Source organism: Amycolatopsis sp. CA-161197, from assembly GCF_050942255.1.
Taxonomy (GTDB): domain Bacteria; phylum Actinomycetota; class Actinomycetes; order Mycobacteriales; family Pseudonocardiaceae; genus Amycolatopsis.
Window position 1 is genome coordinate 3,876,447 of the sequence record NZ_CP192059.1, and the last position, 11,839, is coordinate 3,888,285.

At 72.0% G+C, this 11,839-nt stretch carries 10 protein-coding genes and 1 pseudogene; 5 read left to right on the plus strand and 6 right to left on the minus strand.

Annotated features, from left to right (window positions below; translation table 11 throughout):
• The first annotated feature begins 38 nt into the window (after positions 1-38).
• The 3 genes from ACQPXB_RS18520 (at position 39) to ACQPXB_RS18530 (ending at position 5,181) form a co-directional block, all read left to right on the plus strand.
• Positions 39-2,201 (plus strand): alpha-ketoacid dehydrogenase subunit alpha/beta, encoded by a 2,163-nt coding sequence (locus ACQPXB_RS18520; RefSeq protein ID WP_432853697.1) that lies wholly within the window; start codon positions 39-41, stop codon positions 2,199-2,201.
• A 34-nt stretch (positions 2,202-2,235) separates the two neighbouring features.
• Complete coding sequence (locus ACQPXB_RS18525) at positions 2,236-3,549, plus strand: dihydrolipoamide acetyltransferase family protein (protein WP_432853699.1); 1,314 nt, start codon at positions 2,236-2,238, stop codon at positions 3,547-3,549.
• A 147-nt stretch (positions 3,550-3,696) separates the two neighbouring features.
• Positions 3,697-5,181, plus strand: a complete 1,485-nt coding sequence (locus ACQPXB_RS18530; protein WP_432853701.1) for a metallophosphoesterase — start codon at positions 3,697-3,699, stop codon at positions 5,179-5,181.
• A gap of 58 nt (positions 5,182-5,239) precedes the next feature.
• Here ACQPXB_RS18530 and ACQPXB_RS18535 read toward each other — a convergent pair whose 3' ends face one another.
• The 4 genes from ACQPXB_RS18535 to ACQPXB_RS18550 form a co-directional block, all read right to left on the minus strand.
• Positions 5,240-5,773, minus strand: a complete 534-nt coding sequence (locus ACQPXB_RS18535) for a hypothetical protein (RefSeq protein WP_432853703.1) — start codon at positions 5,771-5,773, stop codon at positions 5,240-5,242.
• Positions 5,774-5,858: 85 nt separating this feature from the next.
• Positions 5,859-6,110, minus strand: coding sequence for a hypothetical protein (locus tag ACQPXB_RS18540; RefSeq protein WP_432853705.1), 252 nt, complete (start codon positions 6,108-6,110; stop codon positions 5,859-5,861).
• Positions 6,111-6,210: 100 nt separating this feature from the next.
• Entirely contained in the window at positions 6,211-7,293 is a 1,083-nt protein-coding gene (locus tag ACQPXB_RS18545) for a winged helix DNA-binding domain-containing protein (protein ID WP_432853707.1), read from the minus strand.
• The gene (locus ACQPXB_RS18550; protein ID WP_386953642.1) at positions 7,290-7,826 is read right to left on the minus strand and encodes a DinB family protein; all 537 of its coding nucleotides are present in this window, start codon (positions 7,824-7,826) and stop codon (positions 7,290-7,292) included. The genes ACQPXB_RS18545 and ACQPXB_RS18550 overlap by 4 nt, the downstream gene beginning before the upstream one ends.
• A 61-nt stretch (positions 7,827-7,887) precedes the next feature.
• Here ACQPXB_RS18550 and ACQPXB_RS18555 point away from each other — a divergent pair, with 61 nt between their 5' ends.
• Positions 7,888-8,865 carry a helix-turn-helix transcriptional regulator gene (locus ACQPXB_RS18555; RefSeq protein ID WP_432853711.1) on the plus strand — a complete coding sequence of 326 codons (978 nt, stop codon included), beginning with the start codon at positions 7,888-7,890 and terminating at the stop codon, positions 8,863-8,865.
• On the opposite strand, the gene ACQPXB_RS18560 is transcribed toward ACQPXB_RS18555, so the two are convergent.
• Positions 8,819-9,673 (minus strand): lysozyme, encoded by an 855-nt coding sequence (locus ACQPXB_RS18560; RefSeq protein ID WP_432853714.1) that lies wholly within the window; start codon positions 9,671-9,673, stop codon positions 8,819-8,821. The genes ACQPXB_RS18555 and ACQPXB_RS18560 overlap by 47 nt on opposite strands.
• Before the next feature lie 221 nt (positions 9,674-9,894).
• Here ACQPXB_RS18560 and ACQPXB_RS18565 point away from each other — a divergent pair, with 221 nt between their 5' ends.
• Positions 9,895-10,782 carry an RNA polymerase sigma-70 factor gene (locus tag ACQPXB_RS18565; protein WP_366578303.1) on the plus strand — a complete coding sequence of 296 codons (888 nt, stop codon included), beginning with the start codon at positions 9,895-9,897 and terminating at the stop codon, positions 10,780-10,782.
• Positions 10,783-11,013: 231 nt separating this feature from the next.
• On the opposite strand, the pseudogene ACQPXB_RS18570 reads toward ACQPXB_RS18565, so the two are convergent.
• Positions 11,014-11,803 (minus strand): annotated as a pseudogene (locus tag ACQPXB_RS18570) (IS481 family transposase); the annotation flags it as partial.
• Positions 11,804-11,839: the final 36 nt, after the last annotated feature.

The window sequence follows — 11,839 nt, forward strand, 5'->3', positions numbered from 1 at the left end:
CCTTTCGCAATGGATCCATTCGAAGATGAGGAGCCCTGATGGCCACTCACGAGTCACTGGTCGCCGGCGCGCCCTGGATCCGCCTGCGCGCCACGCCGGAGGACTGGGACGAAGCCGCACCGGACCTGCTGCTGAGCCTGCTCGGGCGGGCGCAGTGGATCCGGTCGTTCGAGGAGTACGTGCTGGAACTCGCCGGCCAGGGCCTCGTGCACGGCCCGGCCCACTCGAGCATCGGCCAGGAGGGCGGCGCCGTCGGCTCGATCGCCCCGCTGCGCAGCGACGACTTCGTGAACGGCTCGCACCGCGGCCACCACCAGTTCCTCGCCAAGGCCTTCGGTCACGTCGCCCCGAAGCCCACCGGCCTGCCGGCGCTCGACGACGAAGTCCGCACGGTGCTGCGCCGCACGCTCGCCGAGATCTGCGGCCTGGCCGAGGGCTACGGCAGCGGGCGCGGCGGGTCGATGCACCTGCAGTGGCGCGAGGCCGGCGCGATGGGCACCAACGCGATCGTCGGCGGGGGAGTGCCGCAGGCCGCGGGCTTCGCCTGGAACCAGCGCCACACCGGCACCGACGCGGTCACCGTCACCTACTTCGGCGACGGTGCCGTGAACATCGGCTCGGTGCTGGAGACGTTCAACCTCGCCGCCGCGTGGAAACTGCCCGTCTGCTTCTTCATCGAGAACAACCAGTACGCGGTGTCCACGCCGGTCGACACGGCCACGGCCGAAACCCGGCTCTCCGCACGCGGCCTCGGGTTCAACATCCCGAGCTGGCAGGTGGACGGAATGGATCCCCTCGCCGTGCACCTGGCGATGAGCGAGGCCGTGGCCCACATGCGCGCGGGCAACGGGCCGACCATCGTCGAGGCCGAGGTCTACCGCTACTTCCACCAGAACGGCCCGTACCCGGGCAGCGCCTTCGGCTACCGCACGAAGGACGAGGAGAAGTCCTGGCGCGACCGCGACCCGATCGACCTGCTGCGCGGTCACGTCGTGCGCCGCGGCCTCGCCGACGACGACCGGCTCAAGGCGTTCGACGAGGAGATCACCCGGACGCTGCACGAGATCGGCGACAGCTTCCTCGAAGACGGCCCGGACGGCAAGCGCCGCATCAAGGACTCCGCGTGGCCGGACCCGGCGTTCGTCGACGTCGGCGTGCGCGGTGATCTGTCCGAACTGGACGGAAGCCGTTACGAGGAAGCCGAATCCTTCAGCGGCGCGCTCAAGGAACGGCGCTTCATCGACGCCGTGAGCGATGTCCTCGCCCGGCGGCTGGAGACCGACGAGCGCGTGGTCGTGCTCGGCGAGGACGTCGACCGGCTCAAGGGCGGCACCAACGGCGCCACCAAGAAGGCCATCGAAACGGCACCCGAGCGCGTGCTGGGCACGCCGATCAGCGAGAACGCGTTCGCGGGCCTCGCGGGCGGCATGGCCATCGACGGCCGGGCCCGCCCGATCGTCGAGTTCATGTACGCCGACTTCATGTGGGTCGCCGCCGACCAGCTGTTCAACCAGGTCGCCAAGGCGCGCCACATGTTCGGCGGGACCGGCAGCGTGCCGTTCGTGCTGCGCAGCAAGCTCGCAGCAGGCACCGGCTACGGCTCGCAGCACTCGATGGACCCGGCCGGTGTCCTCACCACGGCACCCGGGCTGCGGGTCGTGGCGCCGTCGAACCCGTTCGACTACGTGGGCCTGCTGAACACCGCGCTGGCCTGCGACGACCCGGTCGTGGTGCTGGAGCACGTGGACCTCTACGCCTCCACGGGCACCGCGCCGGTCGACGACTTCGACTACCGCATCCCCGTCGGCAAGGCCGCGCTGCGGCGCACGGGCGACGACCTCACCGTGATCAGCTACCTGTCCATGGTCGGGCACTGCCTCGAGGCCCTCGACGAGACCGGCGTGAGCGCCGACCTGATCGACCTGCGCTGGCTCGACCGCGCGAGCCTCGACTGGGACACGATCGAACGCAGTGTCCGCAAGACCAACCGGGTGCTGATCGTCGAGCAGGGCGCCATCGGCACCTCCTACGGCGGCCGGCTCGCCGACGAGATCCAGCGCCGCCTGTTCGACTGGCTCGACGCGCCGATCGAGCGCGTCACCGGCGGCGAGGCGTCGCCCAGCATCAGCAAGGTCCTCGAACGCGCGGCGATCGCGCGGACCGAGGAAGTGACCGCGGCGCTGCGGCGCCTGTCCGACTGACCGCAACTGCGACTGGCAGCGAGGAGTTCCAACGATGGCAACGCTGTTGCGGGTGCCCGAAGTCGCCACGGGGTCGACCGAGGCCGTGCTGAGCGAGTGGCTGGTGCCCGAGAACGAGGCGTTCGACGCCGGCACGGCACTGGCCGTGCTGGAGACGGACAAGGCGGCCGTGGAGGTCGAAGCCGAAGCCGGCGCGACCGTGCTGCGGCAACTGGTGGACCGCGGGACGACGGTGGAGGTCGGCACGCCGATCGCCGTGCTGGGTGCCGTGGGGGAGGACGTGAGCGGGCTGCTGGCGGAGCTGGGTGGATCGGCTTCGGCTTCGCAGAACGGCTCGGCCCCGTCTGAGTCGGCCCCGTCTGAGTCGGCCGAGTCTGAACCGGCCGAGTCTGAGCCGGTGCCCGCCGCGTCGAACGGGTCCCGTGAGCGGATCTTCGCGAGCCCCCTGGCGCGCAAGATGCTGAAGGAAGCCGGGATCGGGCTCGAAGCGGTGACCGGGACCGGGCCGAACGGGCGGATCGTGCGCAAGGACGTGGAGGCCGCGATCGTGCGAGCGGACCGGCCGGCACCCGCCGTGCCACAGCCCGCACCGGCGCCGGCACCGGCTCCGGCGCCCGAAAAGCCCGTGACCGAATCCGTGCCCGTCCGCCGTGAACCGGCGGCAGGCGCGTCGTTCACCGAGATCCCGCACACCCGGATCCGCCGCGCCATCGCGAGCCGGCTGACGATGAGCAAGCAGACGGTGCCGCACTTCTCCGTGCGGCGCACGGCGCGGATCGACGCGCTGCTGGCTCTGCGCAAGCAGCTCAACGAGGTGTCGCCGGCACGGATCTCGGTCAACGACCTGATCATCCGGGCCGTGGCCGTCGCGCACACCGAGGTGCCCGACGCCAACGTCATCTGGACCGAGGACGCGCTGCGCAAGTACGACTCGGTCGACGTCGGCGTCGCCATCGCGTCCGGGCGCGGCCTGGTCACGCCGGTCGTGCGCGGGGTCGAGAAGCTGGCGCCGAGCGCGATTTCGGGCCAGGTCAAGGGGTTCGCGAGCCAGGCCGACGAGGGCAAGCTCAGGCAGCACGACCTCGAAGGCGGCTCGATCGCGGTGAGCAACCTCGGCATGTACGGCGTGGACGAGTTCACGGCCATCATCAACCCGCCGCAGTCGTCGATCCTCGCGGTGGGCGCCGGGAAAGCCGGTGCCGTGGTGGTGGACGGCGAGCTGACCGTGGCGACGCAGCTGGCGCTCACGCTGGCGGTCGACCACCGCGCGATCGACGGGGCGCTGGCGGCTTCGTGGCTGGGCGTTCTGGTCGACGCGCTCGAACAGCCGCTGCGGCTCGTCGCCTGACCCGGCCCGGTTCCGCCCGCCCGACGTTCCGGCGGGCGGAACCGGGCCCGGTCGAGCACCCGGGAATCGGCCGACTTCCGAGTGCCGACACTTGCGTTTCTCCCTGGTGCGGTGTTCCGTTCAATGGGCGGCTTGAGCTTGCAGCGCATGCCTGCTTGCGATTTCACCCGCCGAGACCTGTTGCGCTGGACCGCGTACGCCGCCACGGCGGATTCGACGACGTTGCTCGACCCCGCCCGCGCGCTGGCCGCGACCGACTCCCAAGGCTCGGGCCCGGTGACGCCCGTCAACCTCGAACTCGTGACGCTCGCGGAAGACCGCGCCGTGATCACGTGGTACACCGGCCGCGCCGGCACCGACGACGGGCTCGGCCGCATGGTCCCGGCCGACGCCGACGGCGAAGTCCGCTACGGCGCCAACCCCAACCGCCTCAACCGGGTCGCGCACGACATCACCGGTCACACCCCGTACCACTACGTCGAGCTGACCGACCTCGAGCCGGGCCAGACGTACTACTACCAGGCCCGTTCCAACGGCAAGCTCGCCGCGCCCACCGCGTTCACGCTCATCGCCGGCAACGCCGTGGGCACCACGGACCGCGGCCTCGGCACGACGGGACCGTTCGAGTTCAAGACGCCTCAGCCGCCGGAGGGCAGCCACCTGTTCTCGATGGTGCTGTGCAACGACCTGCACATGGGCGAGACGCAGGCCGGGCTCGTCGGCGGGCAGCCGCAGTACATCGGGATCTCGCAGGTGCCCGGACTGCCGCCGTACCCGGAGGTGATGCTGGAATCGCTGGTGCAGGACGTGAAGCGCTTCGACCCGCGCTACCTGCTGGCCGCCGGTGACATCTCCGCCGAGGCGGTGCCGACCGACCTCAGCCGCGCCGGGCACCTGCTGTCGCGCTTCGGGCGTTACCAGGAGGATTACTTCGTCACGCGCGGCAACCACGACCGCGCGCACATCGGCGACGCGTACTCGACCTGCCGCGTCGGGCAGTGGCAGGGCAACGACTGCTTCCACGACGCGTACTTCCCGCACACCGAGCGCACCTACTTCTCGCGTGACCTGTCCGGCCTGCACGTGATCGGCCTCGACACCTACGACAAGCCCGGCAACGGCGGCGACGCCGGCGGCCTGTCGCCCGAGCAGCTCGACTGGTTCCGCACCGACCTCAAGAACCACCGCGACCAGCCGACGCTCGTGTTCGGCCACCACCCGCTCGTGATGCAGGACTCGGCGTTCCCGATCACCGCGGGCAGCTCCGTCGACGCCACCCAGGCCGCGCAGATCCTCGACTGGTACTCGCAGACGCCGGGCGTGTTCCTGCACCACGCGGGCCACACCCACCGCAACCACCGCACGATCAGCCCGACGGCCCCGCGCGTGACGCTGCAGGAAGTGGCCGCCGCCAAGGAATACCCGGGCGGCTTCTCAATCCTTCGCCTGCACACCCACGGTTACGCGCTGAACTTCTACAAGTCCCGCAGCGCACTCGCCCGCCAGTGGAGCGAGCGCAGCCGCCAGGAGATCATGGGCTACTGGCCGCAGTTCGCCTTCGGTAACACCGTGGGCGACCGCAACACCGTCGTCAAGCGCGACCTGACCGGCCTGAAGCGGCCGCACCACTGACGGAGGTCGGTGCCACTGCCGGGGTTTCCGGCGGTGGCACCGTCCTTTGTGGAGTTGTTCAGTGCCGGCCGGGACCACCGTGGCCGCTGTCGCCGCCGTGGTCGTCCCCGGGCTCGAGGTGCCGGCTGTGGTCGTCACCGGGTTCGAGGTGCCGGCCGTGGTCGTCACCGGGTTCGAGGTGCCGGCCGTGGTTGTCCCCGGGCTCGAGGTGCCGTCCGTGGTCATCGCCGGGCTCAACGTGGTTGCGGCTCGTTTCCGGGTGCGTGGTGGAGGTCGGCGGCGCGTACGTGGTCGACTGCGGTGCCCGGCCATCGGTCACCTGAGCCCGGGCATCCCGATCGTCCCCCGGCTCGATCCCCGTGCCCCCGTGCCGATCCCCGGGCACCACGGCCGCCGTGGTCCGGTCCCCGGCCTGCGGATTGTCCTCAAAGGACACAACCGCGGCCGGCCTCGTCGCGGGCTCCGGTGACCCCGCGGCCACCCCGCCCCACACGACCGCAGTCACGATCCCGGCGGCCGCCACCGTCCTCGCGGCCACCCCGATGACCCGGCGCCGGGTCCGCTGCGTGCTGTTCTGCGGTGAGTTCGTCATGTCCTCATCGTCACGCCGCCCTGGGCCCGGTCACCATCGTCCGGTGGTCCTAGTACCGCGGGGTCAGCGCGCTGGTGCTTGCCCCTCAGGACCCGGCCCGGATCGCGAGTCTGTGCCGGCGTCCGGCAGCGATCGCGGCGACGCCGGCCAACGGGGAAGACAGAACCGCGGCCGGGGCGAGGCTGTCGGTCGTGGTCCCGTTGCCGAGCACGCCGTCGAAGTTCGCGCCCCAGGCGAGCATCGTGGCTTCGGAAGTACGAGCCAGGGCGACCTGGCCGCCGACGGCGAGCGTGGTGATCCCGGTGAGTGGCGTGGCCGTGCAGTCCGTTGCGCTCACAACGCACACCGGCCCGGGGACGGCGCGGTCGGTCTCGGTGCCGTCGCCGAGTCCCCCGTTGCCGTTGAAGCCCAAACTCAGGCCACTGCGGCATCCGGCGTCACCTTTCGACGCGGACGCCCTGGTGTTCCCCGTCCGACAAGAACAACGCCACGGCCTCGCCTTCGTCGCAGACGGCCGCGCGCTCCGCCCGCGTCAGGCGGCGCAACGGGGACACGACCACCGTGCCCTCCTCGACGGTCCAGGTCGCTGTGACGCGGCCGTCCGCGAGGAGGACGCGGGAGCCCGCGACGGAGAGGTTGCGGTGGGCGTCGTCGACAATGCGGGTGCGGTCGGCGTAGCCGAGGAGGGCGTTGTCGAACGCGGGGAGGTAGCGGACGGGCGCCGGGGTGTCCGGGTCGGGGCGCGGGGCGTCGGGGAGGTCCAGCAGTTCGCGGCCGCGGTCGTCGCGGAAGGAGACGAGTTCGGCGCGCACCGAGGCGACGGCGGCGGGCAGCCCGGCGAGGCCGGACCACGCGCGCAGGTCGGCGGTGGCGGCCGGGCCATACGCGGCGAGGTAGCGGCGGACCAGCTCGGCGCCCACGACGTCGTCCGGGGGCGCCGGGACGTCGCGGCCCAGCCAGGCGGACAGCGGCAGGTATCGCACGCCTGCCTTCTCCCGCCACACCCCGCGTGGTGGCAGCTGCACGACGGGCACCAGCGCGGCGACCAGCATCTCGCCCAGCGCGCGCGGCCCGGGCGCGGGCCAGCGGTCGGCGACGGCCCGAGCGAGCTCGGGCATGGACCGCGGTTCGCCGTCGGCCAGGACGGCGCGGCCCGCCGCGGCGAGCTCGGTGAGGTCGACGCCGTCGAGCTCGCGCCGGTACACGCCGAGGACGCGCTGGCGCAGCATCGCGTCGTGGCGGGTGCGCCAGGCGAGGGCGTCGTCGGCGGTGACGAGGTGGACGGTGCGGCGCATGAGATGGGTCCGGACCACCTGCCGCCCGACGAGCAGCTCCGACAGCTCAGTCGGGTCGAACCCCCGCAACCGCGACCACAGGCCCGTGAACGGTTCCTGCGGCTCCTGCGCCTGCAGCCCGCACAGGTGCGCGACGGCGTCGAGCGCGGGCAGGTTGGCGCGCTCCAGCAGCAGCTGGCGGGCGAGCGTCGCGCGGTTGAGCGCGCGGTTGCCCAGCAGGGTCACGACGCCTCGAGCGTCTCGCGCAGCAGGTCGGCGTGGCCCGCGTGCTGCGCGGTCTCGACGATCACGTGCAGCAGGACTCCGCGCACACTGCGCTCGGCCCCGGCCTCGTGCCACGGCGCCTCCGGCAGCGGGTGCGTCGCCGCCAGATCGGGCACGGCGGTGACGATCTCCTCGGTCCGCGCGGCGACCTCGTCGTAGCGCTTCAGGATCGCCGCCAGCGTGTCGCCGGGCTGCATGCTGAACTCGGCCTGGTGCTCGATCGCCCACTTCGGGTACTCGCGCGCGGTCCCCGCCGCGAAATCGGCCCAGGTCACGCCCTCGGGCAGCTCGTAACTCATCGCCGACGCGCCTTCGACGGCGAAACGCAGCCACTGCTCTTCCATCGACGCGACGTGCTTGACCAGCCCGCCGAGGCACAGCTCGCTGACGGTGGGGCGCTCGCCGAGCTGCTCGTCGGTGAGGTCGCGGACGCTCGCCTTCAACGTCTCCCGGGCCTCGGCCAGCTGGGTGAGGAGTTCGGTCTTTTCGCTCATGCCGTCATCGTGGCAGGGGTAGCGGACAGGATGTGGCCGCTTCGTCCGTCAGGATGAAACCGTGCCGAAGACTTCCGCCCGCCTGCTGGCGTTGCTCTCGCTGCTGCGGGCGCGCCGCGACTGGCCGGGCGCGGCGCTGGCCGAGCGGCTCGCCGTCAGCCCGCGCACCGTCCGGCGCGACGTCGATCGCCTGCGGGAGCTGGGATATCCGATCGTCGCGACCAAGGGACCCGACGGCGGCTACCGCCTCGACGCCGGCGCGCAGCTGCCGCCGTTGCTGTTCGACGACGAGCAGGCCGTCGCGCTCGCCGTCGCCCTCCAGCTCGCGACCACCGCCGGCGCGGGCATCGAGGAGGCGGCTGCGCGGGCGTTGACGACCGTGCGCCAGGTCATGCCCGCCCGGCTGCGGCACCGGATTGACAGTGTCCGGGTGACGGCGCTCGCCCGGCCGGGGCCGCAGGTCGGCGGCGAAGTACTCGCCGCGCTGGGCGCCGCCGTCCACGCGAGCGAGGTGCTGCGCTTCGACTACCCGCCTGGCCCGGCGCCGCGGCGCGTCGAACCGCACCACCTCGTCGCCCGCGGCGGCCTCTGGTACCTCGTGGCCTGGGACCTCGACCGCGGCGACTGGCGCGTCTTCCGCGCCGACCGGCTCACGCCCCGCACGCCGACCGGACCGCGGTTCACCCCGCGCGAGCTGCCCGGCGGCAGCGTCGCCGCCTTCGTGACCAGCCGGTTCCAGGGCTCCGGCAACGGCTGGCCCTGCCGCGGCTCGGTGCTGCTCGACCTGCCCGCCGCCGCGGTGTCGCGCTACGCCGGGGACGCCGTCGTCGAGGAGGCCGGCCCGGACCGGTGCCGGCTGGAGCTGGGCTCGTGGTCGTGGGTTTCGCTGGCCGCCGCGTTCGGGCGGTTCGACGCGGACCTGGAGGTCGTCGGACCGCCCGAGCTGGCGGAGGCGTTCGAGACGCTCGGGCGCCGCGCTTTTCATGCCGGGGTCACGCTGCGGCGGCCGGCCCGCTCGCCAGTGCCTGAACCCGGTTGAACGGCCCGTTGTAGTAGTTCTGGTCGCCCGGCAGGCCGCCGGTGCGCGAGAACTGCCAGATGCTCTGCTTGTCCCAGCCCGCCGGCAGCTCGCCGATCTGCGGGGCGTAGCGGGCGAGCCACAGCGGATTCGTGTCGCCGAAGCGGTTCGTGTTGCCGGTGCAGCGTTTCCACCACGTGGTGGAGGTGTAGATCAGCGCGCTGCGGCCTTCCTTCGCGAGATAGGTGCGGGTGAAGTCGGCGATCCAGTTGGTCATGTCGGCCGGGCTCTTGCCGTAACAGGCGTCGCCGTACGGGTTGTACTCGATGTCGAGGGCTCCGGGCAGCGTTTTGCCGTCGCCGCGCCAGGCCCCGCCGTTCGCGATGAAGTACTCCGCCTGCTGCGCGCCGCCGGACACGTCGGGGCGCGCGAAGTGGTAGGCGCCGCGGATGATGCCGGCGGCGTGGGCGCCGTCGTACTGCGCGCCGAACTGCGGGTTGACGAATCCGGTGCCCTCGGTCGCCTTGACGTAGGTGAACCGCGCGCCCGCCCCGCTCGCGGCCTTCCAGTCGACGGCGCCGGTATGCCCGCTCACGTCGTGGCCGAGCGTCTGGTCGACGTCGGCCCGGGCCAGGTCAGGACCCCCGTGCACCCCTTCGTGCGCCGCGATCTGCGCGCCCGCGTACGTGTCCCCGGCGAGCGAGTAGTCGGCTGCCGGCGCGGCCGAGGCGGGCGCCGTCAGCAGCCCTCCCGGCACCAGCACTCCGGCGACGATCAGCAATGACCGCCGCCACCGGCCGCCACGGTCGTTTCCCGGCACTGTTCGCATTCCGGCTCCGATCCTGTCACGGGCAGGTCCGATGATCATCGTGCCTCCGGTGTGGACAGTTCGCGAGCCTTCTGTCACTCGATCGTGGAAAGATCCACTGTGGACAGACCTGTAGCACCACGTCGCGGCGGACGTCGCCGTGGATGATCACCGGCGGATTCCGGGGCGGGCGTAAGCTGGCCGCGTCAGTCGCACACGTCGTCGGAAGGGCTGCCGGGGGTATGGAAGAGAGCGGAAGCGCCACTCTCGACGACGCGGCCGAGGTCTTCGCGCAGGTGCGCCCGCGGCTGTTCGGCATCGCGTACCGCATGCTCGGCAGCGCGGCCGACGCGGAGGACGTGCTGCAGGAGGTGTGGCTGCGCTGGCAGAAGGCCGACCGTTCGGTGGTCGAGAACCCGGCCGCCTACCTCGCGACCACGACCACGCGCCTGGCCATCAACGCCACGCGGACCGCGTACGCGCGGCGCGAGACCTACGTCGGGCCCTGGCTGCCCGAGCCCGTCGACACGACAGCCGACCCGCAGCTCGGCGCCGAGCGCGCCGCCGCGCTGGAGGTGGCCGTGCTGATGCTGCTGGAGAAGCTCACGCCGACCGAGCGCGCCGCGTACGTGCTGCGCGAGGCGTTCGACTACCCGTACTCGCAGATCGCCGAGATCATCCAGACCACCGAGGTCACGGCGCGCCAGTACGTGAGCCGCGCCCGCAAGCACCTGGCCGCGGAGAAGCGCAAGCCGGTGAGCGAGGAGGAACGCAAGAAGCTGCTCACCGCGTTCCTCGCCGCCGCCCAGGCCGGCGACCTGCCGGCGCTGGAACAGCTCTTCGCCGCCGACGTGGTGAGCTACTCCGACGGCGGCGGCGTCGCCCGCGCCGCCCGCTCGGCGATCTTCGGCCCGGCCACGCTCGCCAAGGTCATCCGCGCCTACCAGCCGTTCTTCTGGACGGACGCCGACATCGTCTTCACCCACGTCAACGGCGACCTCGCCGCCGTCCTCAGCCGCAACGGCGCGGTGTACGGCGTCATCAGCTTCACCTCCACGGAAGACGGCATCGACAAGATCCTCTGGATGCTCAACCCCGGCAAGCTCACCGCCGCCCTGCCCGCGAACTGAGGCGCTGCAATGCGGCGCATCGCCCTCCTTGGCCGCAGTGGCGCGGGCAAGTCGACGTTCGCCGCACGCCTCGGCACGACCCTCGACGTGCCCGTGGTGGAGCTCGATGCGCTGTTCTCGGTCGCGCACCCCGTCGTTCTGGCTCGTGCGCCGCTAGCCGCCGGAGGCGGAGCCCGCGCGCAACCGGCCCCTCGGCGGGCAGACCCCACCCCCGTAGGTGTTTTGTCGTGGGAGGTTGGGAACGCGGCTGGCGGGTGGGTGGCCGCCGAGTGCGGTGTGGCCGCGGTGGTGATTGTAGGTGTGGAGCCAGCCGGGGAGGGCGTCGCGGCGGGCGCGTTCGGAGGGGTAGGGCTGTTGTAGGCCCATTCGGCGAGCAGGGTGCGGTTGAAGCGTTCTACTTTCCCGTTTGCGCGGTAGGGGCGGGTGTGTGTGGATGATCCCGGCGTTGGTGAGCGTGCCGCGCCAGAGGCGTGATGTGTAGCAGGCGCCGTTGTCGCCGAGCACTGTCTGCACTGTGATTCCGTGGGTGGTGAAGAACAGTTGCGCGCGTTGCCAGAACGCGGCGGCGGTCTCTGTGCGCTCGTCGGGCAAGATCTCGCTGTAGGCCAGCCGGGAGTGATCGTCCATGGCGTTGTGCGGGTGGCTGTAGCCGACGTGGCTACGGCCGCGGGCGTCGAGGGTCTTGCCCGGTGTGCGGGTGCGGTGCCGGTGTCCGGCCTGACGGCCCACGGCCCGGTCCCCGCCCCCGTCAGGGATTCTGCCCAGTTTTTTGATGTCCACGGGCACGAGTTCGCCTGCTGCGGCGCGCTCGTAGCGGCGGATCGACCGGCTGTGGCCCGGTCGAGATGGTACAGGCGGGCCAGGCCGTAACGAGCCAGCACGCGGTGCAGGGCACCAGGCGCAGGAACAACACGATCCGGGCCGGCCCCCAGCGCCGCAGCACACGGACCTTCACGATCCGTCGCTCGGTGCGGGTCGGGGGGCTGGAACGCGGCCGGGAAGGCCGATCGGGCCTGCCCGCTTCCAGCGTATCGGCCCGCACCGACAGAATCGGGTG

What these genes read in the sequence shown, in the direction of transcription:
- ACQPXB_RS18520 (WP_432853697.1), top strand. Translation starts at nt 39, where the DNA reads ATGGCCACTCACGAGTCACTGGTCGCCGGCGCGCCCTGGATCCGCCTG.
- ACQPXB_RS18525 (WP_432853699.1), top strand. Translation starts at nt 2,236, where the DNA reads ATGGCAACGCTGTTGCGGGTGCCCGAAGTCGCCACGGGGTCGACCGAG.
- ACQPXB_RS18530 (WP_432853701.1), top strand. Translation starts at nt 3,697, where the DNA reads ATGCCTGCTTGCGATTTCACCCGCCGAGACCTGTTGCGCTGGACCGCG.
- ACQPXB_RS18535 (WP_432853703.1), bottom strand. Translation starts at nt 5,773, where the DNA reads ATGACGAACTCACCGCAGAACAGCACGCAGCGGACCCGGCGCCGGGTC.
- ACQPXB_RS18550 (WP_386953642.1), bottom strand. Translation starts at nt 7,826, where the DNA reads ATGAGCGAAAAGACCGAACTCCTCACCCAGCTGGCCGAGGCCCGGGAG.
- ACQPXB_RS18560 (WP_432853714.1), bottom strand. Translation starts at nt 9,673, where the DNA reads ATGCGAACAGTGCCGGGAAACGACCGTGGCGGCCGGTGGCGGCGGTCA.
- ACQPXB_RS18565 (WP_366578303.1), top strand. Translation starts at nt 9,895, where the DNA reads ATGGAAGAGAGCGGAAGCGCCACTCTCGACGACGCGGCCGAGGTCTTC.